This is a genomic window from Serratia sp. 14-2641 (assembly GCF_001692375.1).
Taxonomy (GTDB): domain Bacteria; phylum Pseudomonadota; class Gammaproteobacteria; order Enterobacterales; family Enterobacteriaceae; genus Chania; species Chania fonticola_C.
Window position 1 is genome coordinate 68,344 of sequence record NZ_LXKR01000055.1, and the last position, 24,190, is coordinate 92,533.

A 24,190-nucleotide genomic window follows, 5' to 3' on the forward strand; every position below is an offset into this window, starting at 1 on the left:
GGCTACCTTCAGGTATTAAAATCAATCTCTTCAAGCCATTCGGCTATAAACAACGACAGGGTGTCACACATGTGAGTTCTCATATCCGCAGAGTCATTGCGTAGGCGTTTGAATTATTTCAACTTGATGCTTGGTAATTTCAGCTCAAATATTCGAAAACCGTCTACACTTGGCAGAGCAACGCTGATCGCTATTCATTTTCTCGTCTCTGAGTTAACCATTCAGACGCCGACTTTCATAGGGATTAACATGAAGACCATACAAAAGCGTGTTGAAATGCCTGGAGTTGAAGAGATAAAAAACAGCTTAATCAATAAGCTGAGATACGATTTATGTTTGGAGCTCAAGGATGCTACCCCTGTGGACATCTTTAATGCGTTGGCTCTGGCCCTGCGGGATTATCAGCTGGATAGTTTCTTCAATACCAAACGTTGTCAGCAACAGGCAAAGCCTAAGCGACTTTACTATTTGTCGATGGAATTTTTACTTGGTCAGTCGCTGCGTAATAACTTGATGAATCTGGGATTGTTGCCCTGTGCTAAACAGGCAGTGAATGAATTAGGCTTTGATTTTGAAGATATTACCAGCCAGGAACCCGATGCCGCACTGGGTAATGGAGGACTAGGTCGACTAGCCGCCTGTTTTATCGATTCGATGGCCACGTTGGATATTGCCGCTTCAGGTCACGGTATCAAATATGAGTATGGTTTGTTTAAACAATCCATACAGAATGGCAAGCAGGTTGAACAGCCTGATGACTGGCACAGCACCCACTCTCCCTGGTTGATCGATCACCCTTCACAGCTGATGCTGATCCCTATCGGTGGTCACATCGAAGAGAGTGAAGATATTGATGGTAACTACAATCCTATGTGGATGGACTGGAAGGTCATTGTTGGCGTGCCGCACGACTACTTCGTCACCGGCTACGGCGGCAATACGGTAAATAAACTGCGCTTATACAGCGCGAGCGCTTCAGATTCATTTGACGTTCATATATTTAACCGCGGTGACTATCTGCGTGCAGTTAGCCAGAAAATAGCGTCAGAGAATATATCGAAAATACTTTACCCGGCCGATGAAATCCAGTCAGGTAAGGAATTGCGTCTGACGCAAGAGTACTTTCTGGTTGCCTGTACCTTACGCGATATTTTGCACGACTATGCTCAGCGCTCGGAAGACATCACCGCATTGCCCGATGCGGTTGCCATCCAGTTAAATGATACCCATCCGGCTCTGACCATCGTCGAGATGATGCGTACGCTGGTGGATGAATACCGTCTGGATTGGGAAATTGCCTGGGGCATCACGCAAAAAACCTGTGCGTTTACCAACCATACGTTGATGCCAGAAGCGTTAGAAACCTGGCCTGTGGCATTATTTGAGAAATTGTTACCTCGGCACCTGCAGATTATCTACGAAATTAACCATCGGTTCCTTACTGAGATAGCTCATAAATGGCCAGACAAACCGGAGTTACTGGCTTCACTCTCGTTGTTTGAAGAGGGGCCTGAGAAAAAGATCCGCATGGCCAACTTGGCCATTGTGGGTAGCCATAAGGTGAATGGGGTGGCTAAATTGCACTCCGAACTGATTAAACAGCAATTGGTTCCCCACTTTTATTTTATCACTCCGGAAAAATTCACTAACCAAACCAACGGCGTCACGCCAAGGCGCTGGATCCAGCAAGCCAACCCGAAATTGGCCGAATTCTTGTCCCGTCAGTTAACTCCAGGTTGGGTTACCGATCTTGATAAATTGCAGCAATTGAAAAAATTAGCCAAGGACAGCGGAGCTTTGGAAGAGATTCAGGGCATTAAGCGGTATAACAAAGAGGCGCTTTGCCGGCTTATCACTGCTCAGCAGGGGATAAAAGTCGATCCGCTATCCCTGTTTGACAGCCAGGTGAAGCGTATCCATGAATATAAAAGGCAATTGCTGAATATTCTGCACGTTATACACCTTTATTTGGGAATTGTTGAGTCTGGCAATGTTCTGATACAGCCAAAGGTTCACCTGTTCTCTGGCAAAGCCGCGCCAGGCTACGCCATGGCCAAACTGATTATTCAGTTGATTAATGAAGTGGCAAGGACGGTTAATAACGATCCGCGTGCCAAAGGGCAGCTTAATGTGCTGTTCCTGGAGGATTATAAGGTCTCACTGGCCGAACATATCATTCCCGCCACCGATCTTTCAGAACAGATCTCAACGGCGGGCACCGAAGCTTCGGGCACCAGTAATATGAAGTTTGCCATGAACGGGGCCTTGACCATCGGCACGATGGACGGTGCCAATATTGAAATTCGTGACGCGGTGGGAGCCGATAATTTTTATCTGTTTGGTGCCGACGCAGCTGAAATCAACAGCTGTCGGCAGGCAGGTTCCCATAACCAGATCTACCCCAATAATCCGACAATCAAAGAGGCGGTAGACGCTTTGGTGTCAGGCCGCTTCAGCCTGGATAAATCACTTTTTCAACCGATCTATCACTTGCTGAAGGAAAGCGATCACTATTGCCATTTGCTGGACTTTGACAGTTATCGTCTTGCCCAGCAACAGGCACTGCATGATTTCTCCCAACCCCAGTTATGGCACCAACGGGCGCTGTTGAACATTGCCGGTATGGGGGAGTTCTCAAGCGACCGAACTATCAAGGGGTATGCTAACGAAATCTGGGGGATCCCTTGTTAACGTGAAGCATGGTGAATCCGACCTCCCTGGCGGGTTTCCGTCAGGGGCACTTCAACCTAAGTGGGACATGGCCTGTAAAGGTAGAGGATCATGACGTATGGAACCCCTTAACCATAGTCACCCTGCTATGGCACCGCAGGTGGGCGTGTTGATTGTAGACGATTCCAAAAGTTATCGGCATCTGATGGCGGCAGCCTTGACGAAATGGGGATTTAGCGTCTGTGAGGCTGAAGATGGCCAGCAGGCGTTGCAAAAGTTGGCCCAACGGTCGATTCATATCGTCATCAGCGACTGGGAAATGCCCGTCATGGACGGAGTCGCCCTGTGCCAGGCTATTCGCAGTGGCGACTTCGGCCACTACATTTATACCATTCTAGTGACGGCCCGGCAGTCTCTTGAGGATCTGCTGACGGGAATGGAATCGGGTGCCGATGATTTTTTATCGAAACCGGTGAATCAAAGCCAACTGCGTGCCAGGTTGCATGCGGCGGAGCGCGTGTTGTCGCTTGAAAGCACGCTGGCTGCACGTAATGAAAAGCTCTCTTATGCTTATCAGCAAATAGAGTCCGACCTGCAGGTCGCTGCCAAGCTGCAGCGCAGTTTCTTACCCGCCCACAACCTGTTGTTGGCAGGGTTCGAATCTGACTGGATGTTTTTACCCTCGGCTTATGTGTCGGGGGATTTATTAAACTACTTCCCGTTGGGGGAGCGCCATATCGCTTTTTTTAGCGTAGACGTTGCCGGACATGGCGTAAGTGCCGCCATGCTGTCACTGGCAGTTTCACGTGAGTTTATGGCGGGCCGGATCAGCAGTCATTTGTTATTGGAGCACTCGGCAGAAGGGGAGAGGGTTCCTGTGTCACCCCACCGTGTAGTCGGGGAACTGAATCAGCGCTTTTGCCTGGATAATGAGCAGGTCAGCAGTTACTACACGTTGATTTATGGCGTCATCGATATCAGTAATGGCAAGGGTACTCTTTGCCAGGCCGGGCATCCGACGCCGTTTATCATCCGCGCAGACGGCGAGTTATCTTGCGTTGGTGATGGGGGGATGCCTGTGGGGTTGTTTGAGGAAGCAGAATACGAAGATAGCGATTTCATGCTGGAGATCGGGGATCGGCTCTATCTTTACAGCGACGGGATCGTTGAATGTGAAGGTCAGCGTCAGGAACTCTACGGCGATCGGCGTTTACAGACATTACTGAGTGAAAGCCGACATTTGGCGAAGGATCAAGTGTTTGCCAGGGTGGAGAATGCGTTGAATGTCTGGCGCTGTGATGAAGATGAGCCGGTGCAAAAAACATCAGTAAGGCCGTCTCAGCCCTTTGCGGATGATATTTCGCTGATGGCAATAGATCGTATCGCGTAGTAACTTTCGCTAGACCAGAATAACTAAGACATTGTGAAAAAGGAGTCGTTATGAACTTTGAGATCCAGTCTGAGAGTGGCGTAGAAATTATTGCTCCCCTGGTCCGTCGCCTTGATGCGTCAGTCGCGGTGGTATTCAAACAGGAAATATTGTCTTTTATTCAACAGGGTAAAAACAACATCCTACTGGATTTCAGCCATGTCGAGTTTATCGACAGCAGTTGCCTGGGGGCGCTGGTATCCATCCTCAAGACATTAAGTGGCCGCGGGGATCTGGCACTCTGCGCCTTGAACAGCAACATTCAGAATATGTTCAAGCTGACGCGTATGGATCGAATTTTCATTATCGGCAGCGATCGTGCTGCGGCATTGAAGCTCATGCTGCGCTGAGTCTGGTTTGCGCCGAGGGAATGTCATATGACAAGTGCCAACGCCACGCTGTGTTTACCGGCATCATTGAACAGCCTCGCGCAGCTGAGCAACGAGCTGTATGGCTTTGTTGAACCGTTTTCGCTGGATCCCGCCCTGGTTTATCAGCTCGATTTGGCCTTGAGTGAGGCATTTACCAATATTGTCAGGCATGCGGTGAATTATGACGATACGCAGAATATCATGATTGACTTGGCGAATGAGGGCCATCATCTGACTCTGACGCTGTCGGATCCGGGTTCACCCATCCCGGATAACATTTTGCATCAATGGGCGCAGCCGCCAGATCTTGCTCCAGACCCTCTAGATCAAACCAGTTGGCCGGAAGGTGGGATGGGGCTGATATTGATTCAGTCCGTGATGGACAAAGTGCAGTATGAATCGGTCAATGGTCGCAATCGGTTGACGCTGAGTAAGAGCCTGTTGTAGGGCAGCTTGGCAGCAGTCATGAGACCTCCCTTGCAGCAGCGAGGGAAGCCTGCAGATGCTGGCATAATTCATCCACACCGCGATATTGAGCAGTGATCTCGGCCAAATCAGCTAATGCCGCAGCCTGTTCGATATTCCCAAGCCTGCTTTCCAGGGGCTGGCAAACAAAGTGGAGGCACTCTCCTTTTAGCCGATGGGCGCTTCGCCGGATGGCTTCAACATCTTGTGCCTCTATGGCGGTATGCAGCGCATTTGTCAAAGAGGGAAGTTCCTCTAAAAAGATCGTCACCAACTCGTTAAATAAGGCCTTGTCATCACCTAGCTGTGCCAGGGACTGAACGTAGTCGAAGATCTCTTCCTCTGGGCATACCTGAGCCGCATTAAGTGCCCGCAGGATTTCGCTGGCAAGATTATCCAACAGAATGGGTTTGCTGATATAGCCGTCGAATCCCTGAGCCAGGCATCTTTCACGATCGCCTTTCATCGCATGCGCGGTCATGGCAATAATGGGCAAATGCAGGCCTGATTGTTGCTCACCCGCACGAAGGAGTTTTACCGCTTCGATTCCATCCATTTCCGGCATTTGCAGGTCCATCAACACCAGGTCGTAGTCGTCTTGCTGCAACTTTTGCAACGCCAGTTTGCCATTGCCCACCACATCGCAGGTATGACCCAACTTACGGATAAAGTTGATCGCCAACTGTTGATTGATCAGATTATCTTCCGCCACCAGAATGCGTATCCCATTACCTGTAACCGGTGGCGGTGTTTCAACCGTGGACTCCGGAGCGACCATTTCTTGCGGAATAAAGGTGGCAGTGATGGTTTCTAGTAACTCGTTGGCATCAATGGGCTTGGTTAAAAAGCCCGAAACGCCTACCTTGCGCAATACGCCGGTGTCTATCCGGTTACCCATTGAACTGAGCATGATCAATTTACTTTGACGCAGCTCCGGCGTTGACATGATCTCTAGGGCCAGTGCCATGCCATCCATCTCTGGCATTTGCGAATCCAGCAGGATCAGCGGAAAACGCTGGCCCGTAGCCATCAACTCCAGTGCTGCCTGGCCAGAGTTGACCGTTTGTGGCTTGAGCCCGACATTGCGCAGCATGTCAAACAGTAACCTTAGGTTGGTTTCGTTATCATCCACTACCAATACGTTCATCCCTTTTAGCCTGGCTGGCAACGTTATTGCCGTACGGCCTGATGAAGGGGTAACAGGCAAAGAAAAATAGAAGCGGCTACCGTGACCAGGCTGGCTGGAAACCTGTAACTTGCCGCCCATCATGGCCACCAGACGGGCCGAAATTGTTAACCCTAATCCGGTACCTCCGTATTTGCGGGTGGTTGAACTGTCTGCCTGGCTGAATGATTCGAAGATAACCGTCTGTTTATCTTCGGCAATACCGATCCCGGTGTCGATAATGCTGAATGTCAGCATATTCGGGGGAGAGTGTGAGGGGGCGATCTGCAGTAGCACTTCACCGGTATGGGTAAATTTGAGGGCATTGCCAATCAGATTGGTTACGATCTGTCGTAAACGCAGAGCATCGCTGTGTAGCATGGTTGGTACGTCAGGATGAATGTCTACCAGTAACTCAATCCTCTTTTCGGAAAACTTAGGCATCAAGGGGCGGGTAATTTCATGGATGAGCTGGCGCAGGGAAAAGTCCTCAAACTCCAGGCTGATTTTGCCCGCCTCTATTTTCGAAAAGTCGAGAATATCATCAATGATCTTTAACAAGGCGCGAGCCGATGAATACACCATGTTGATGTAATCACGTTGTTCTTTATTAAGATTGGTTTCCAGGCACAGTTGAGACATGCCCAGGATCCCATTCATTGGCGTGCGGATTTCATGGCTCATATTGGCCAGGAATTCACTCTTGGCTTGGTTGGCGGCGTGGGCTAATGCAACGGCCTGCTGGGACGAGGCTTCCGCGTCCTTACGCTCGGTGATGTCCTGCAAAGTCCCAATGACTCGCTGTACTTCCCCTTTGATACTGACGCTGATGATTTGCCCTTGGATCAGTACCCAGCGCTCGTCGCCATTGCTGTGCCTGACGCGCACTTCACAGTCAAAAACAGGCAATGCCGCTTTATTGGCCTGATGGAGACAGCGCAAAATCAGCGGTAAGTCATTGGGATGAATGACCTGCTGCCAAAGCGATGAGGAAAACGCATCGCTTTCACGGCTAACCCCTAACAGTAATAACAAGGCATCGTTAACCTGCCACAGATCCTGGGTGCACTCCCAATCCCAGATCCCGATGCGCGAATTTTCTGCCGCCAGAATAAAATTACTATTCGGCACAGAGTTGCTGTTAGCGTTCATTTTTACTGCCTTGATCGGCGTCATGGTGCAACTCAGCCTGTCGCCTCATGAACTCCAAGCCCGGCGCCATAAAAATTGCCCAGGCGGTAAGCACTTCTTCATCACATTCCGGGTCGAGATCCCGCACCGTTTGCAAGACAGCCCGCCGCCAGTAGGCAAAAACAGAGGCGGGAAGATTCAAACCTTGTGAACTCTGTTCCCGCGCCACATGTTCCAGATAGTCGGCCACGATGTGGGTGGTGGCAACCGAAAGCATATAAAAAAAGGATTTGTAGATGATTTTTTTGTGCGCTTGCTGATGTTCGGGCGTGGGCTGAATGTTCAGCTCTTGCGTACTTTCAATGAACAATCGGTAGAAATGAGAGAAAAACAGGTCGCCCTGATCTTTGGCGGTGATCCGATCGTAACTGCTATTGAACAACACTTCATAGTTGGTACTCACGGCATGCTCTCTTTTGATTCTTACCCAATGTCTGGTGTGGCACCTCTTCTCCCGATGAGAAGGGCCAGGGAAGGTGGTGACTTCGCCCTAAGAGAGCAAGTCGTTTTCCTTAAAGTAGTCTAGTTAACGCCCGTCGAAGCGCAAGGATAGGGGGGTTATGGCGCCGGGCTTTTTTACCCGAAGCGGGGGAGGAGATCGAGCGGCAGAGAGAATGGAGCTCACAAAACAAAAATCCACGCGGGCGCGTGGATTTTAACTGTTTTACCTTGTCTTCATAAATCCTACCGAGATGCTATGAGACAACGTAAAGCATTTAGACGTTGAACAAGAAGTTCATCACATCGCCATCTTTAACGACGTAGTCTTTCCCTTCTGAACGCATCTTGCCGGCTTCTTTGGCACCTTGCTCACCCTTGTAGGTGATAAAGTCTTCAAAGGCGATGGTCTGGGCGCGGATAAAGCCTTTTTCAAAGTCGGTGTGGATTTTACCGGCCGCTTGCGGGGCAGTAGCACCAACCGGGATGGTCCAGGCACGCACTTCCTTCACGCCAGCGGTGAAGTAGGTTTGCAGATTGAGCAATTCGTAACCTGCGCGGATCACGCGGTTCAGACCGGGTTCTTCCAGACCCAACTCTGCCATAAATTCAGCGCGGTCTTCATCTTCCAGCTCTGCGATGTCGGATTCAACAGCGGCGCAAACCGCAACCACCACGGAACCTTCTTCGGCAGCAATCTTGCGTACAACATCCAGATACGGGTTGTTCTCAAAACCGTCTTCGTTGACGTTGGCAATGTACATGGTCGGCTTCAGGGTCAGGAAGCTCAGGTAGCGGATCGCGGCTTTATCTTCAGCAGTCAGATCCAGCGCACGCAACATACCGGCGTTTTCCAACTGTGGCAGGCATTTTTCCAGTGCGGCCAATTCGGCTTTTGCGTCTTTATCGCCGCCTTTGGCTTTCTTCTGCACACGGTGAATGGCGCGTTCGCAGGTATCAAGATCGGACAGCGCCAACTCGGTGTTGATGACGTCGATATCGTCTGCCGGATCCACTTTGTTATTCACGTGGATGATGTTGTCGTTCTCAAAGCAACGTACCACGTGGCCGATGGCTTCGGTTTCACGGATGTTGGTCAGGAACTGGTTACCCAGGCCTTCGCCTTTGGAAGCCCCTTTTACCAGGCCTGCGATATCAACGAATTCCATGGTGGTGGGCAGAATGCGTTGTGGTTTGACGATCTCGGCCAGTTGATCCAGACGTGCATCGGGCATCGGTACCACGCCGGTATTGGGTTCAATGGTGCAGAACGGGAAGTTGGCCGCTTCAATACCCGCTTTGGTCAACGCATTGAACAGGGTGGATTTGCCAACGTTAGGCAGACCGACGATACCGCATTTGAATCCCATGTTTATATCACCTTAAATATCTTGACTATCAACAGGTTAACATTAGCCTGCTGCATAAAGGACGAAATTATCCCGCCATTATACACGTAATGGGCAGTTATCTCGATCTGCCCGTTGCTGGCGCTATCACCCGAAAGGTTCCTTACGGTTGCTAACACCCGGGGCGGCTCAATTCAACGTCGGTAGAGGTGTCCTGCAGGCAAGGTGCAGATCCAGGTTGAACACATCGGGCAATAGGACATAGAACCTTAATATCGAAGATTATTCCGGCTATTTTTTATCAGATATTTAGTAATATAAGTGGGTTAATGTTTTATTTTAAATGCATGTTTGACTATAAAGGCACTTTTTGTATAGGGCTATTCTTGGACTTTCCTTCTCATTATCCAATGAAACAATATGGCAACATATCATAATAAAAGCTGGTGGATTACAGCAGACAAAGAGTGACAGAACGTTAAACAGTAAGATGTTACTTATCTTATGGTGGGCTATCTAGGTAGGCTAGAAAAAATCATTAATTTTAAGCTAACTTTTGTTTTAAATATGATGATTATTTAATCACGCTTTCGTTTTTCAGTCATGCGTTTCAATGAGGTATTAATCTATTCCGTTGTTTTTATTGAAATTTATTATTTAATGGGATTTTTCTTTGTATTGAACCTAAATAGTTAATTTATTTAATGTGTGATTGAAGTTGCTTTGGGTTTTATAAGAATTACCTGTGGTTGTTTAATGGAAATATCCTGTAAATCTCATAGGATGTTTCTAGTTAAATATAAGCAAATTCTTAATTATATTGAGGTAACTTTCGGATGGTACCGATAAATTTAACTACAAGTATTGTTGGGCGTATTTTTTTAAGATATTATCCGCGTCTTATTAGTTGTACCATTTGAATTCAAGGAGGAATTTATTCCATGAATGGGATTGATGTGCTTTCTGCACCGATTTTATTATTACTTTCGGTTATTTCTTTTATTATTCATTTCCGGAACGAGCGGAGGAAGAGCCTGATTGAGCGGCCTTTTTTTGCTGGAAGTGCGGATTTGAAAAAGAAAACCACGACGGATGCCGTTGATACTGCTATGCAAAATAGCGTGCAGCCATGCTGTACTCGTAAGCTGTGCCGCTATTGCCCGATAAGTAGCAGGCCAAGCAAGTGAAAATCACATCACTTGGCCTAACGGCTTAGCTAGTCGCTTTAAACGCATGCAAACGATTCATGGCTTTAGTCATGCCTTCCTTCAGCAAGATCTCTGTGCAACGTAGCGACTCATCGATGGCATCATCAATCAGCGTTTGCTCTGCTGCTGGCGGTTTACCTAGCACAAAGCCTACCACCTTGTTTTTATCCCCTGGGTGGCCGATGCCAATACGCAAGCGATAAAAGTTCGGGTTATTGCCCAGCTTGCTCTGGATATCCTTCAGGCCATTGTGGCCACCGTTGCTGCCACCTAATTTGAGTTTCGCCACCCCCGGTGGCAGATCCAACTCGTCGTGGGCTACCAGGATCTCTTCCGGCAGAATGCGGTAGAAGGTAGCCAAGGCGCCAACGGCTTTACCACTCAGATTCATAAAGGTGGTAGGAACCAGCAGCCGAACGTCGTTACCGGCCAAATTCAGGCGTGCGGTGTAACCGAAAAACTTACTCTCTTCTTTCAACGGTTGGTTGTGGCGTTGCGCCAGTAGGTCAACATACCATGCGCCGGCATTGTGCCGTGTCTGGGCATACTCTGCGCCCGGGTTGGCCAAGCCAACAATCAGTTTGATACTGCTCACAAGAGATTCACTATGCTAGAAAAATGGAAAGGGCGTGCCCGTTGCCTTCCAGGTTGCGATCGCCTGAGGTTTCACAGCGGCACAGCTCGAAATTTATAGGCCATTAGTGTACCTGCCTGCGTGCAGAATGACAAAAATCTGGCGAACCACCTGTGAATAGCTGAAAAGTGAATAATACATTAGTAAAATAATTCAGTTATCTCGCTAACTTTTAACATAAAGTAAAGAATTGTCAGCCTTTAGTTGCCATTTGTGATCGGTCACGCAATACCCATGCTGAAATAATGACTATACTTAACTAATCAAAGCGGGATAACGAGTTAGGATTTTCTCGCTATTGGCACATGGCACTCTGGAGGTGGCATATGAAACGTAAAAACGCTGAGGTCATTGGCAACGTTTTAATGGGAATGGGTATGGTGGTAATGGTTGGCGGGGTGGGATACTCCATCCTGGCTGAAGTATCACAGTTCAATTTGCCGCAGTTCTTTGCCCACGGCGCCATCATGAGTATCTTTATCGGCGCCTTGTTGTGGCTGGCCGGTGCACGTATTGGTGGACGCGAGCGGGTAGCAGATCGTTATTGGTGGGTAAAACACTTTGATAAACGCTGCCAAAACAACCCGCGCCGCCCGTCACATTGATTAACCACAACCAAGGATCTGGTGAACAAAGGCAAGGGAGCCTGGCCGTATAAGGTTTAAGGTTATGTCCCACATCCCGTAAAAAACCCGTTGTTGCTCACGCTTCAACGGGTTTTTTGTTTTCTGAGATGTTCACCCGAACAACCTGGCGCAGTGGAGGTAAACTGCGCCAGAGAAGGGATTAATGTTCGAACATCGCGGAAATTGACTCTTCATTGCTGATACGGCGGATAGCTTCAGCCAACATACCGGACAAGGTCAGAGTGCGCACGTTTTTCAACGCCTTGATTTCTGCTGACAGCGGAATAGTGTCACAGACGATCACTTCATCAATCACCGAGTTCCTGATGTTATCCACGGCGTTACCGGAGAAGATCGGATGCGTGGCGTAGGCAAATACGCGCTTGGCACCGCGTTCTTTCAACGCTTCGGCTGCTTTACACAAGGTACCACCGGTATCGATCATGTCATCGACCAGTACGCAGTCACGGCCTGCCACGTCCCCGATAATATGCATCACCTGAGAAACGTTTGCGCGAGGGCGACGTTTATCAATGATGGCCATGTCGGTATCGTTAAGCAGTTTGGCGATCGCGCGGGCGCGCACGACACCACCGATATCTGGGGAAACCACGATCGGGTTTTCCAGGTTCTGTTGCAACATGTCTTCCAACAGGATCGGGCTACCGAATACGTTATCTACCGGGACATCGAAGAAACCTTGGATCTGCTCGGCATGCAGATCGACTGTCAATACGCGGTCAACCCCTACGCTGGAGAGGAAGTCGGCAACAACTTTGGCAGTGATTGGCACACGCGCAGAACGCACGCGGCGATCCTGGCGGGCATAGCCGAAGTAAGGAATTACAGCAGTAATACGACCTGCGGAGGCGCGACGCAGGGCATCAACCATAACAACCAGTTCCATCAGGTTGTCGTTGGTGGGTGCACAGGTGGACTGGATGATGAAAATATCACCGCCGCGTACATTTTCGTTGATTTGCACGCTCACTTCGCCGTCGCTAAAACGACCTACAGCGGCGTCACCAAGGCTGGTGTACAAACGGTTGGCAATACGTTGTGCTAGTTCCGGGGTGGCGTTACCAGCAAAAAGCTTCATATCAGGCACGAGAAGAACCTCAGCATGCGTCCAGAGAAGATATTGTCATACGGTCTTCGCCAAGGGGCAGTTGGCGACGCCGACGCAATATACATACGGGTGTGTAAAACTAACTTGAACTGCAGAGCAGCGCAGAGATGACAGGGCCAGGTAGACGACCCTGCGCAACGACACGTTGAGCTACGGCTCAAACTGCCCAGAACGGATGCGATGTAGTGGTGAGACGTTAACGCCACGCGCTACAAATCCACGCAACCAGGCCGGGGCTTGATTTAACACCTGAAGAGCGGCGGGCTCGGAGTCGAATTCTGCAAACACACAAGCACCTGTGCCAGTCAGGCGTGACGGCGCGTATTGTAACAGCCATGAAAGAAGCTGTTCAACCTCGCGAAAACGTTTTCTTGCGATCGGTTCGCAATCATTTGCGTAAGGTGCCTGTAATAGGGCGTTCAGCGGGCGAACCGGGGTGTCTCTTTTTAATTCGGCATCGGCAAAAATCACCGGTGTGGGGATGCTGACACCAGGATGAGCGACCAAATACCACTTTTCTGCCGGATTTGCCGGCTGTAGCTGCTCCCCGATCCCTTCGGCAAATGCCGCATGACCGCGCACAAATACCGGGACATCGGCACCGAGGGTTAGCCCCATATCTGCCAACTGGTCGTCGCTCAGGCCACATTGCCAAAGTTCATTCAGTGCGACCAGTACCGTTGCCGCGTTGGAAGATCCTCCGCCAAGGCCGCCACCCATCGGCAAACGCTTGTCGATGCTGATGTCTGCCCCACGGGGAAGGGTGGCAATGGAATGGGTAGTGCAATGTTGCTGTAACAGACGAGCGGCCCGGACAATCAGGTTCTGCTCATCTGGCACCCCTTCTACGGGCGTTAGCAGCTGGATCTGGTCATCCTGGCGGGGAACGATGGTGAGCGTATCGCCGTAATCCAGGAACTGGAACAGCGTTTGCAACTGATGGTAGCCGTCTGCACGACGGCCGGTGATATAGAGAAACAGGTTCAGCTTTGCCGGGGAGGGCCATTGGTGGATCATCACTTGAGCGTCCAGTTATCCATTTTCAGCTTGATGCGTTGATCGCCCTGTTGCAGTTCAAGGCGGCTCGGTAACGGGATTTTTAGATCGGTGTTGTAGTCCTGATAGGTGACGACCCAGGTCAGATCGCCCTGCTTGTAGGTCAGCTTGTTCAGGCGGTACTGGGAGTCTAGGCTGAAGTCGGTGGCTTGCCCAGGCAGGCCGAGCATCCACTGGCGCAGGTTATCCAGCGGGATCTGCATGCCGGTCAGCTTGCGGATCATCTCTTCCGGGTTGTCGCTGACATAGCGTTTGCCCTGGTTATCCGTGAGCTGCACCACGCTTTTTTGCACGTTCAGCTCCAGCTCGGTGCTGCCAAGCGGGTTGGTCAGCAGCAGGCGGTAGCGGTCGGGTGTGTATTGTTGCCAGAAGAAGCGAGCGTAGACTTTCTTCTGATCGGTCAGATAAGCAAAAGCGCCCCGGGTCTGATACTGCTCAAGCTGTTGCACCGCTTGCTCATGAGCGAGCCACTGCGGAGACGTCGGGCTGGTAGCAGGGCCAGGTTTGGTGAGGGTACAGGCCGTCAGCACCAGGCTGGCTAATGGGATCAGGCGAAGCAAACTAACTTTGCGGATAGGCATAACGTTTTGTTGTCCTTTTGTCCTTGCGGGGCAGTGCGGGTTAGCATTTCTGCCACCACGCTAACGGGCGAGTGGCGTAACGTCAATAATACAATGGCGCAAAAGCCTTGCAGCAAGGGTGGCGTCTGGCGTGGGGAGGATTGTAAACGATGGCGGAGCTTTTGGGGTCGGAAATCTGTGGGCACAGCCTTCAGAACGAGTCTGCCGTCTGAGCGCGCCGTATAAGGGCGCGCTTTGGTGGATCAGAAATCGTAACGCAAACGAACAACCGTCATATCGCCCAGATTATCGGTGCTGGACGTCAGCACGTGCTCAACGTCGGCGCGGAAACCGTAGTCGAACTGGAAGGAGACGCCCAAGCCATTATCAATACGCTGATAGTCGCGGCCTGTGGTGTACTGCAGGCGGTCGCCCATAAAGTAAGGCATGATGGATTTCACCGCGTATTCGCCTATCGGGAAGCTATAACCAGCGAAATATTCAATCCCCCAGGCATCCCCAGCAAAGTAGTCATTAACCTGCTTTTTCTTGGTAGTCAGGAAGTTCTCATACCAGCCGCCGCCAAAGCTGAGTGTCCAGTTGTCCGGTTTCCAGCTCAGTGCGGTACCTAAAATGTTCTGATTGTAGTCTTTGCTGTCGTCGCTATTGGGGTTACGCATCTCGGCGCTGGTGTAGTTCCAGGCGGTGCCCCAGGTCAGATCTTTGTTCAGGTGATAATCCACACCGAGTGAACCGCCGCCTTTACGTTTGTAGCGCAGGCCGTTACCAGGCAGGTATTCGTCATCGTTGAACAGGTAAGCGGCATAGATATCGGCGTCGCCCACGGTTGTTTTATATTTCAGCATGCTGCGTGAACGGTAGGAGCCGTCATAGTCGCCGTTAATGCCGTTGCCTGGTGCCTGGGCCAGCATGTCGTAATCCCAGATGTCGGTTTTGGCCCCGACCACGTCGTAGTAAACGCTGTTTTGCTTACCGAAGGTCAGTTGACCCCAGGTTTTGCTTTTCAGGCCGGTATACAGCATACGGCGTGAGGTGTTGTTGGCCCCCTCGGCGTAGTGGTTATCCCAACTGAACAGCGCCGGGATGTTGACGCCTAACTCGTAATAGTTGATCCAGCTGATGTCATCGAACAGGTAGTAATCGGTGGCGAAGCGAAAACGCGTACCGCCGTCAAAACCGTTGCGTTTATAAGAACCTTTATCGCCATCGCCAGTCATCATGTTGAACTGCGGGCGAATACTGCCACCAACGGTAAAAGTGAGGCGGCTAAGGGGATCGCCCGCTTGCGGATCCTGCTTTAATAAGGTGATTTCACCGTGTGCGGCAAATGCGCTACAACCCGCTATCAGCCCTGCGGTAACCGCCTGGCTTAATCTACGTAATTTCATGGAACGTCCCTTTTTACGTGCTGCTCTATATACGAAAACCCATCCATCGGCCAACCACGCCTGGGGCTTTCTGGTTTGCTCACTTTCCGGTGACAGAAAGTGAAATTCTGTAACGGTTTTTATGTAAATAATTCGCCAGCTAACTATTTGGCCAAATTATGGGAACATGCCGAAAAAATTGCAATTAAAACAATGGAAACCGTAACTCATCGCGATTATCAGTCATGTGTAATGTTAAGCCGTGGGAATACGAAGGATGCCGCCAAACAGGCTGAAAGGGGGAGTTTGCAAGGGGTGACATTACATTTCAGCGTTTTTCCCTTGAGGTTTCTGATGAGTTTGAAACATACCTGGTTTTGTCGTGTTGACTGATTTGTCCGACCAATACCAGCGATTGGCCGGAAGATGCGGTTGTCACTTTAATTGATGTCGCGCATCAAGTAGAATGCCGGACAACGAGAACCCGTACCAAGAGAAGTATTACTCGAAGCAATGACCCTTCTGGCGTTAGGTATTAATCACAAAACCGCTCCGGTTTCTCTGCGAGAACGGGTGACCTTCTCCCCAGAGTCGATCGACAAGGCGCTGAATAGCTTGCTGCAACAGCCATTGGTGCAGGGCGGCGTTGTGCTGTCTACCTGTAACCGTACCGAGCTGTACCTCAGCGTGGAGCAGCAGGATCATCTGCATGAACAGCTGGTAGCCTGGTTATGTGATTATCACCATCTGCGCCCGGAAGACGTGCGCAAGAGCCTGTATTGGCACCACGGCGACGAGGCCGTCAGCCACCTGATGCGCGTTGCCAGCGGGCTAGACTCTTTGGTACTGGGTGAACCCCAGATCCTCGGGCAGGTAAAGAAAGCCTTTGCCGAATCCCAGCGTGGCCAGTCACTTTCCGGTGAGCTGGAGCGCCTGTTCCAGAAATCCTTCTCCGTTGCCAAACGTGTACGCACTGAAACCGAAATCGGTGCCAGCGCGGTATCCGTTGCCTTCGCCGCCTGTGCGTTGGCGCGTCAAATCTTCGAATCCCTAGCCGAACTGAATGTGCTGTTGGTTGGTGCTGGGGAAACAATCGAGCTGGTTGCCCGCCATCTGCGTGAGCATAAAGTGCAGCATATGATCATCGCTAACCGCACCCGTGAACGCGCTCAGGTATTGGCGCAAGAGGTCGGGGCCGAGGTGATCTCATTGCCGGAGATTGACGCACGCCTGGCCGATGCCGATATCATTATCAGCTCCACCGCCAGCCCGTTGCCCATCATCGGCAAGGGCATGGTTGAGCGGGCACTGAAAGCGCGCCGCAACCAGCCGATGTTGCTGGTGGATATTGCCGTTCCGCGCGATATCGAGCCGGAAGTGGGCAAACTGGCGAACGCCTATCTCTACACCGTGGACGACCTGCAGGCCATTATTCAGAGCAATATGGCGCAACGGCAGGCGGCGGCCGTACAGGCCGAGACCATTGTGCAGCAGGAAAGCAGCAATTTCATGACCTGGCTGCGCTCACAGGGCGCGACAGATACCATCAGAGACTACCGTTCGCAGGCCGATCAAATCCGTGCGGAAATGGAGTCAAAAGCGCTGGCAGCGATTGCTCAAGGCGCTAACGTGGAGCAGGTGATCCATGAGCTGGCCCACAGATTAACCAATCGTCTTATTCATGCCCCTACCAAATCCCTCCAGCAGGCCGCCGGTGACGGCGACATGGAGCGGTTGCACATTTTACGCGACAGCCTCGGGCTGGATCAGCATTAGTTCTCTTTTATTAACAGGGTTTAAAACCACGCATGAAGCCTTCTATTGTTGCCAAACTGGAAGCGTTACAAGAGCGCCATGAAGAAGTTCAGGCGCTGCTCGGCGATGCCGGTGTCATTGCCGATCAAGATCGGTTCCGTGGCCTGTCGCGCGAATATGCGCAGTTGACCGACGTCAGCCGTTGTTTTCTGGAATGGCGTCAGGTGCAGGACGACCTCGCCACGGCAGAAATGATGCTGGACGATCCGGAAATGCGTGAAATGGCGCAGGAAGAGCTGAAACAGGCCAAAGCGGCGACGGAAGAGCTGGAACAGCAGTTGCAGGTGTTACTGCTGCCGAAGGATCCGGACGATGAGCGCGACTGCTTCCTGGAAGTGCGCGCCGGAACCGGCGGCGACGAAGCGGCTATCTTTGCTGGCGATCTGTTCCGTATGTATAGCCGTTACGCTGAAACTCGCCGCTGGCGGGTTGAGATCATGAGCGAAAACGTGGGCGAGCACGGCGGTTACAAAGAGGTGATTGCCAAAGTGTCTGGCGACGGCGTTTACGGTCAACTGAAGTTTGAATCCGGCGGTCATCGCGTTCAGCGCGTGCCGGAAACCGAATCCCAGGGTCGTATCCATACCTCTGCCTGCACGGTGGCGGTGATGCCAGCGGTGCCAGAGGCGGAACTGCCAGAAATCAACGCAGGCGATCTGAAAATCGATACCTTCCGCTCTTCCGGGGCCGGTGGTCAGCACGTTAACACCACCGATTCGGCGATCCGTATTACCCACTTGCCGACCGGCATTGTGGTTGAATGCCAGGACGAACGTTCACAGCACAAGAACAAAGCCAAGGCGATGTCGGTGCTTGGGGCACGTATCCGCGCGGCAGAGATGGCGAAACGCCAGTTGGCAGAGGCTTCTACCCGCCGCAACCTGTTGGGCACCGGCGATCGTTCCGATCGTAACCGCACCTATAACTTCCCGCAGGGGCGCGTGACCGACCACCGCATCAACCTGACACTGTATCGTCTGGACGAGGTGATGGAAGGCAAGCTGGATATGCTAATCCAGCCGATCGTGCAGGAATACCAGGCCGATCAGTTGGCCGCACTCTCTGCTGAGCCTGAGTAATGGATTATCAAACCTGGCTGAAAACCGCGACTTTACGTCTGACGCACAGTGACAGCGCCAAACGTGATGCGGAGATCCTGTTGGGTTTCGTGACCGGTCGGGCCAGAACCTACCTGTTGGCATTTGGCGAAACTCCGCTGACGGCAGAGCAGACTGAGCAGTTAACGGTGCTGCTGGCTCGCCGTGAACGTGGGGAACCGGTCGCGTATCTGGTTGGCGAGCGTGAGTTCTGGTCGCTTTCGCTGTCGGTTTCGCCCGTTACGCTAATCCCACGCCCGGATACCGAATGTTTGGTGGAGTTGGCCCTGGAGCGTCTGCCCGCAGCGCCGTGTGCCATTCTGGATCTTGGCACCGGCACCGGCGCGATTGCCCTGGCGTTAGCCAGCGAACGGCCAGACTGCCAGCTCACCGGCATCGATCTGCAACCGGAAGCCGTGGCGCTGGCGCAACATAACGCGCAAAAACTGGCGATTAACAATGCGCGCTTTTTGCAAGGGAGCTGGTTTACGCCGGTCGCCGGGCAAAAGTTTGCGCTGATCGCCAGTAATCCTCCCTATATTGATGAAACCGATCCTCACCTTGGGCAGGGCGATGTCCGTTTTGAACCCTGTAGTGCGCTGGTGGCCGCTGAACAGGGTCTGGCCGATCTGGCGGCGATCGTGCAGCAGACCGCAGATTATTTAGAGCCGCAGGGTTGGCTGTTGCTTGAGCACGGTTGGCAACAGGGTGAAAATGTACGTGCGCTGTTGAATGCGGCGGGATTTATCGCGGTGGCAACGCATCGCGACTATGGCGGCAACGATCGCGTGACTCTGGGCCAAAAACCACTATAAGAAACCAAGGAAACCTCTATGGCCGCTTACATGGCGCTAAAACATCTGCATTTATTAACGGTAGCCATCAGCATTACGTTGTTTGTACTGTGTTTCTTCTGGAAGTGGCGTGCATCGCCGATGATCAACAAGCGCTGGGTAAAGATCACGCCACATATCAATGATACGGTGCTGTTTGCCACCGGTATTGCCTTGGTGGTGATGTTCAAACTTTACCCACTGCTTGGCATGGACTCGTGGCTGACCGAGAAGTTGTTTGGCGTTATTATCTATATCCTGTTGGGTTATGTCGCATTAGGCAAGAAGACGCAAAGCTGGAATATCCGTACCTTGGCATTCGTTCTGGCACTGGGCTGTCTGTATCTGATCGTTAAACTTGCCACGACCAAAATACCGTTCTTGATGGGATACCTATGAGCAGCATTGCCGATTTCGAATTTAACACTTCCTCATTGAGTGAGGGAGTGATCCTGGTGTCGAAGATTATCCGGCGGGACTTCCCGGTGGCGGAGGTAGAGCGCAAGTTACAGCAGTTGACTGAAGAAGCGCGCGCAATCATCCCGGACGATCTCAACCAGGATCAGCAGTTGGAAGCGCTCATCGAATTATTCTTTAAAACCTGGGGATTCGGCGGTGCCAGCGGTGTTTATCGGCTCTCTGACGCCATCTGGCTGGATAAGGTGTTGGAAGCCCGCCAAGGTACGCCAGTCTCTCTGGGCACCATTTTCCTGCATATTGCCCACCAGTTGGATCTGCCGCTGATGCCGGTGATTTTCCCCACTCAGTTGATCATGCGTGCTGACTGGCTGGATGAGGAGATGTGGCTGGTTAACCCGTTGAACGGAGAAACGCTTAACGAACATCAGTTGCAGGTTTGGCTCAAGGGTAATCTGGGGCTGGGGGCTGAACTGGAAGATGACGATCTGGACGAATCGGAAAACATTCTGGTGGTGCGTAAGATGCTCGATACGCTGAAAGCCGCGCTGATGGAAGAAAAACAGATGGAAATTGCGTTGCGAGCCAGCGAGGTGGTACTGAGTTTTGACCCGGACGATCCCTACGAGATCCGCGACCGTGGTTTGATTTATGCCCAGCTGGAATGCAACCATATCGCCATTTCCGATCTCAACTATTTTGTCGAGCAGTGCCCTGAAGATCCGGTGAGTGAAGTGATAAAAATTCAAATCCACTCTATCGAGCTCAAGCAGGTCACGCTGCATTAATTCACTGATTCCGATTTATTAATCAATAAGGTGCAAGCATGGAACAGAAAGTAGTCAGCATTGGCGACATCAAGGTAGCGAACGATCTACCGTTTGTACTGTTCGGCGGTATGAACGTACTGGAATCTCGCGATTTGGCGATGCGCATCTGCGAACACTACGTCACCGTGACGCAAAAACTGGGCATCCCTTACGTTTTCAAAGCCTCTTTTGATAAAGCCAACCGTTCATCTATCCATTCTTACCGTGGCCCAGGCCTGGAAGAAGGGATGAAGATTTTCCAGGAAATCAAAAGCACCTTCGGCGTGAAAATTATCACCGATGTGCATGAAGCCGCACAGGCGCAGCCAGTTTCCGAAGTGGTTGATGTGATCCAGCTGCCAGCCTTCCTGGCACGCCAGACCGACCTGGTTGAAGCCATGGCGAAAACCGGCGCGGTGATCAACGTCAAGAAACCGCAGTTCGTCAGCCCGGGCCAAATGGGCAATATCGTCGATAAGTTCAAAGAAGGTGGCAACGATCAGGTTATTCTGTGCGATCGCGGCAGCAACTTTGGCTATGACAACCTGGTGGTCGACATGTTGGGTATCAACGTGATGAAGAATGTGACCGGTGGCCATCCGGTGATCTTTGACGTGACCCACGCCCTGCAAACTCGCGATCCGTTTGGTGCGGCTTCTGGTGGCCGTCGCGCGCAGGTTGCAGAGCTGGCTCGTGCCGGTATGGCTGTAGGTTTGGCTGGCCTATTTATCGAGGCGCACCCAGATCCAAGCAATGCCAAATGCGATGGTCCTTCGGCGTTGCCGTTGGATAAGCTGGAACCGTTCCTGGTACAGATGAAAGCCATCGACGATCTGGTGAAAAGCTTCGCTGAGCTGGATACCAGCAACTAACGGCTGCTGACAAATAGCTCTGTGGGGGCGCCGCATGCTGCGCTCGCCAATCTAAAGGCCCGACGTTAATCTGTCGGGCCTTTTGTTTTATTGAGCGTTTAGCGCGGTCAGCGCTTCTGGCAGGGTGGGGTAGAAATGCAGCTTGCCATCGATTGGCTTCATGCGCGCACGAGCCAGGGTTTTTAGCGGCTGGAACGGAATATCGGTGATCACCAGCTGTTTTTCGGCGGGCAGGGCGTCGATGTAACGTTGCAACGCGTTGAGTCCCCCGGCATCCAGCACCGGCACGGCATCCCATTGCAGAACGATGGTGTGGTAGTTTTCACCGCGTACCAGCAGATCGTTGAACACGCGCTCGGCAGCGGCGAAGAACAGCGGCCCGTTGACGCGCAGCACCAGTCGGCCATCCTCGGCGCTCAATTCGCTCAGGCGGGTCATGCGTGCGATTCGGCGCATAAACAGCAGTGAGGCCAGCACGATGCCAACGGTAATGGCAATCACCATATCAAACAGTACCGTCAGCGACATACACAGCAGCATCACCAAAATGTCGTCTTTCGGCGCCCGGCGCAGCAGATAAACCACTTTATGCGCCTCGCTCATGTTCCAGGCGACCAAGAGCAACAGCGAAGCCATCGCCGCCAGCGGTAAGTAGGACAGCCACGGTGCCAGCATTAGTAAGGACAGCAGCACCATTAACGAGTGGATGATTGCCGAAACCGGTGAGGTTGCCCCTGCCCGCACGTTGGCTGCCGAGCGGGCAATGGCGGCCGTCGCGGTGATGCCACCGAAGAACGGAGCGATGATATTACCCGCGCCTTGGCCAATCAGTTCGGCGTTGGAATGGTGCTTTTTGCCCGTCATGCCGTCCAACACTACCGCGCACAGCAGCGATTCGATCGCCCCAAGCATCGCCATGGAAAAGGCTGCCGGCAATAGGGCGGAAAGCAGCTGCCAGCTCAGCTCCGTTGGTTTACCGTCGCCAGCAGGCAGATGCCAGGGCAACAGCCACTGCGGCAGGATCGGCGGGATACCTTGGCCCTGGCTGCCGTCGGCCAGTTCGAAACTGAAGCGGGAACCAATGGTCGCAACCTGATGATCGAACTGAGCCAGGATAGCCATCACCGCGGTGCCAGCCAACAGGGCGGGCAGGTGGCCGGGAATACGCAGCCCCAGCTTCGGCCACAGCAGCAGGACCACCAAAGTGACCGCGCCAATCAGCGTATCGCCATAGTCCAGGGTGGGTAAAGCATGCAACAGCGCATTGACCTTGCCGATGTAGTTTTCCGGCACTTCCGCCAGCTGTAAGCCAAAGAAATCCTTCACCTGCATGGTGGCGATGGTGATGGCAATCCCGGAGGTAAACCCAAGCGTGACCGAAAGCGGAATGTACTCTATCAGGCGGCCGAGCCGCGCTAACCCCATAATCAGCAGGAACACGCCGGACAGCATGGTGGCAATCAATAAGCCAGAGAGCCCAAACTGCTGTGAAACGGGGAACAGGATCACCACAAACGCCGCGGTGGGGCCGGAAACGCTGTAGCGCGAACCGCCGCTGACGGCGATCACGATGCCAGCAATGGCGGCGGTATACAGCCCATACTGTGGTGGAACGCCGCTGGCAATGGCCAGCGCCATCGCCAGAGGTATGGCAATGATGCCGACGGTAACTCCGGCAATGGCATCTTTCAGCAGACGTTGAAGAGAATAGGGTTCACGCCAGCAGGCATCTATCAGGGCGCTAAAAGGGCGGATACCGTTGATTTCGTGCGTTTTCATCTAAGTTGCAAACCAAGTCTATAAAAGAGAACGGAATGGCGGGCCATGGAGGTCCGTCTCGGAATAGCTGGTAGATACCATACCCCTTTCTGCCCGCCGATACCTAGATTTGTATCAAAGCATCAGGATTGTGATTAATTTATATTTGTTCAGCGGATCATTTGCGCCAAGCGCCAGCCTGTGCAGATCGTCCGCTGTTGATTGGGGGAAAAGCGCAGCTTTTATCGCTTAGTGTACTGCGGGCAAGGATAAGCCTAGAAACTGAGCAAGAGTGCTGACCAGCAGATGATGGTCTTCGAGCTGCGGGGATCCAGAAAGAGAGATGGAACCGACGCAACCCACATTGAGCAGGTTGATGGGGAATGCGCCGCCGTGGGCGGCATAGTCACGTACGCTGAGGCCATATCTCTCCTCCAGCGTGACTTGCCGTTGTTGCAGGCGTAACCCCACGGCATAAGAGCTTTTATGGAAATGGTTGACCACGTTACGCTTGCGCCGTACCCAGTCGGCAATGTCTGGCGTTGCTCCTGGCATGGCGTAGTAAAACAGCGTTTGTCCGCTTAGCTGAATTTCTATAGCGATGGGTAATTGGCGATGTTCTGCGGCATTTTTTAGCGCTACGCCCAGTTCCCATGCGGTGGCATGGTCGAAATGGTGGAAGGTAAGGTCCGTTTCTTGTGTCGCCAGCGCTTGCAATTCATCATCGATATTCATCAGATTTTCCCCGTGGTGTGATGGATAACAGACTATCCTGAACTGAGGATAGGACATAGATTGCCTGGCAATAACATATACCCGCCTAGTCATTGTCATTTTAAGTATGATGAGTGCTGTCGGAAGCGGTATTACAGGGGGCCGTTGCCAAAAATAACCCGAAAAACAACATTGC

The 24,190-nt window shown here is 51.9% G+C and carries 22 protein-coding genes; 12 read left to right on the forward strand and 10 right to left on the reverse strand.

Annotated elements, in window-relative coordinates:
* Window positions 1-276: 276 nt before the first annotated feature.
* The 4 genes from A6U95_RS18975 to A6U95_RS18990 all read left to right on the forward strand — a co-directional run bounded on the left by A6U95_RS18975 (window position 277) and on the right by A6U95_RS18990 (window position 4,917).
* Window positions 277-2,691 (forward strand): glycogen/starch/alpha-glucan phosphorylase, encoded by a 2,415-nt coding sequence (locus A6U95_RS18975; RefSeq protein ID WP_065685838.1) that lies wholly within the window; start codon window positions 277-279, stop codon window positions 2,689-2,691.
* 97 nt (window positions 2,692-2,788) lie between these two features.
* Entirely contained in the window at window positions 2,789-4,060 is a 1,272-nt protein-coding gene (locus A6U95_RS18980; RefSeq protein ID WP_241810693.1) for a SpoIIE family protein phosphatase, read from the forward strand.
* A gap of 50 nt (window positions 4,061-4,110) precedes the next feature.
* Window positions 4,111-4,449: an STAS domain-containing protein gene (locus tag A6U95_RS18985; protein ID WP_065685596.1), complete on the forward strand. Its 339-nt coding sequence runs from the start codon at window positions 4,111-4,113 to the stop codon at window positions 4,447-4,449.
* A gap of 27 nt (window positions 4,450-4,476) precedes the next feature.
* Complete coding sequence (locus A6U95_RS18990; RefSeq protein WP_065685597.1) at window positions 4,477-4,917, forward strand: ATP-binding protein; 441 nt, start codon at window positions 4,477-4,479, stop codon at window positions 4,915-4,917.
* Window positions 4,918-4,933: 16 nt separating this feature from the next.
* Here the strand turns inward: A6U95_RS18990 and A6U95_RS18995 are convergent, their stop codons facing one another.
* From A6U95_RS18995 to ychF, 3 genes are all read right to left on the reverse strand, one after another.
* The gene (locus A6U95_RS18995) at window positions 4,934-7,252 is read right to left on the reverse strand and encodes a PAS domain-containing hybrid sensor histidine kinase/response regulator (RefSeq protein WP_065685598.1); all 2,319 of its coding nucleotides are present in this window, start codon (window positions 7,250-7,252) and stop codon (window positions 4,934-4,936) included.
* Complete coding sequence (locus A6U95_RS19000; protein WP_083196422.1) at window positions 7,242-7,694, reverse strand: Globin; 453 nt, start codon at window positions 7,692-7,694, stop codon at window positions 7,242-7,244. Before A6U95_RS19000 ends, A6U95_RS18995 begins: the two co-directional genes overlap by 11 nt.
* Window positions 7,695-8,007: 313 nt before the next feature.
* Window positions 8,008-9,099: a redox-regulated ATPase YchF gene (gene ychF / locus A6U95_RS19005; RefSeq protein WP_021181096.1), complete on the reverse strand. Its 1,092-nt coding sequence runs from the start codon at window positions 9,097-9,099 to the stop codon at window positions 8,008-8,010.
* A 920-nt stretch (window positions 9,100-10,019) separates the two neighbouring features.
* Here ychF and A6U95_RS30770 point away from each other — a divergent pair.
* On the forward strand, window positions 10,020-10,265 hold the full coding sequence (locus A6U95_RS30770) for a hypothetical protein (RefSeq protein ID WP_138106327.1): 246 nt from the start codon (window positions 10,020-10,022) through the stop codon (window positions 10,263-10,265).
* Between the two features lie 25 nt (window positions 10,266-10,290).
* Here the strand turns inward: A6U95_RS30770 and pth are convergent, their stop codons facing one another.
* Window positions 10,291-10,881, reverse strand: coding sequence for an aminoacyl-tRNA hydrolase (pth, locus tag A6U95_RS19010; protein ID WP_065685599.1), 591 nt, complete (start codon window positions 10,879-10,881; stop codon window positions 10,291-10,293).
* A 365-nt stretch (window positions 10,882-11,246) separates the two neighbouring features.
* Between pth and ychH the strand changes: the two genes are divergently transcribed.
* On the forward strand, window positions 11,247-11,525 hold the full coding sequence (gene ychH, locus A6U95_RS19015; protein WP_065685600.1) for a stress-induced protein YchH: 279 nt from the start codon (window positions 11,247-11,249) through the stop codon (window positions 11,523-11,525).
* A gap of 181 nt (window positions 11,526-11,706) precedes the next feature.
* Here the strand turns inward: ychH and prs are convergent, their stop codons facing one another.
* The 4 genes from prs to A6U95_RS19035 all read right to left on the reverse strand — a co-directional run bounded on the left by prs (window position 11,707) and on the right by A6U95_RS19035 (window position 15,700).
* Window positions 11,707-12,654: a ribose-phosphate diphosphokinase gene (gene prs / locus A6U95_RS19020; RefSeq protein WP_002211240.1), complete on the reverse strand. Its 948-nt coding sequence runs from the start codon at window positions 12,652-12,654 to the stop codon at window positions 11,707-11,709.
* Window positions 12,655-12,825: 171 nt separating this feature from the next.
* Window positions 12,826-13,692, reverse strand: a complete 867-nt coding sequence (gene ispE / locus A6U95_RS19025) for a 4-(cytidine 5'-diphospho)-2-C-methyl-D-erythritol kinase (RefSeq protein WP_065685601.1) — start codon at window positions 13,690-13,692, stop codon at window positions 12,826-12,828.
* Window positions 13,692-14,312 (reverse strand): lipoprotein insertase outer membrane protein LolB, encoded by a 621-nt coding sequence (gene lolB / locus A6U95_RS19030; RefSeq protein ID WP_021181100.1) that lies wholly within the window; start codon window positions 14,310-14,312, stop codon window positions 13,692-13,694. Before lolB ends, ispE begins: the two co-directional genes overlap by 1 nt.
* Window positions 14,313-14,554: 242 nt before the next feature.
* Window positions 14,555-15,700, reverse strand: a complete 1,146-nt coding sequence (locus A6U95_RS19035; protein ID WP_065685602.1) for an autotransporter domain-containing protein — start codon at window positions 15,698-15,700, stop codon at window positions 14,555-14,557.
* A 492-nt stretch (window positions 15,701-16,192) separates the two neighbouring features.
* Between A6U95_RS19035 and hemA the strand changes: the two genes are divergently transcribed.
* The 6 genes from hemA to kdsA are packed head-to-tail and all read left to right on the forward strand — an operon-like array spanning window position 16,193 to window position 21,522.
* Window positions 16,193-17,455, forward strand: coding sequence for a glutamyl-tRNA reductase (gene hemA / locus A6U95_RS19040; protein WP_024528845.1), 1,263 nt, complete (start codon window positions 16,193-16,195; stop codon window positions 17,453-17,455).
* Between the two features lie 32 nt (window positions 17,456-17,487).
* A complete protein-coding gene (gene prfA / locus A6U95_RS19045; protein ID WP_024528846.1) occupies window positions 17,488-18,573 on the forward strand; it encodes a peptide chain release factor 1 in 1,086 nt (361 codons plus the stop codon).
* The gene (gene prmC, locus A6U95_RS19050) at window positions 18,573-19,406 is read left to right on the forward strand and encodes a peptide chain release factor N(5)-glutamine methyltransferase (protein ID WP_065685603.1); all 834 of its coding nucleotides are present in this window, start codon (window positions 18,573-18,575) and stop codon (window positions 19,404-19,406) included. Before prfA ends, prmC begins: the two co-directional genes overlap by 1 nt.
* 18 nt (window positions 19,407-19,424) lie before the next feature.
* Window positions 19,425-19,823 (forward strand): SirB2 family protein, encoded by a 399-nt coding sequence (locus tag A6U95_RS19055; protein ID WP_065685604.1) that lies wholly within the window; start codon window positions 19,425-19,427, stop codon window positions 19,821-19,823.
* Entirely contained in the window at window positions 19,820-20,629 is an 810-nt protein-coding gene (gene sirB1, locus A6U95_RS19060) for an invasion regulator SirB1 (RefSeq protein ID WP_065685605.1), read from the forward strand. The genes A6U95_RS19055 and sirB1 overlap by 4 nt, the downstream gene beginning before the upstream one ends.
* Window positions 20,630-20,667: 38 nt before the next feature.
* Window positions 20,668-21,522 (forward strand): 3-deoxy-8-phosphooctulonate synthase, encoded by an 855-nt coding sequence (gene kdsA, locus A6U95_RS19065; RefSeq protein WP_021181107.1) that lies wholly within the window; start codon window positions 20,668-20,670, stop codon window positions 21,520-21,522.
* An 87-nt stretch (window positions 21,523-21,609) separates the two neighbouring features.
* Here the strand turns inward: kdsA and dauA are convergent, their stop codons facing one another.
* Both dauA and A6U95_RS19075 read right to left on the reverse strand, forming a co-directional pair.
* Window positions 21,610-23,301, reverse strand: a complete 1,692-nt coding sequence (dauA, locus tag A6U95_RS19070; RefSeq protein ID WP_065685606.1) for a C4-dicarboxylic acid transporter DauA — start codon at window positions 23,299-23,301, stop codon at window positions 21,610-21,612.
* Between the two features lie 228 nt (window positions 23,302-23,529).
* Complete coding sequence (locus A6U95_RS19075; RefSeq protein ID WP_065685607.1) at window positions 23,530-24,015, reverse strand: heme-degrading domain-containing protein; 486 nt, start codon at window positions 24,013-24,015, stop codon at window positions 23,530-23,532.
* Window positions 24,016-24,190: the final 175 nt, after the last annotated feature.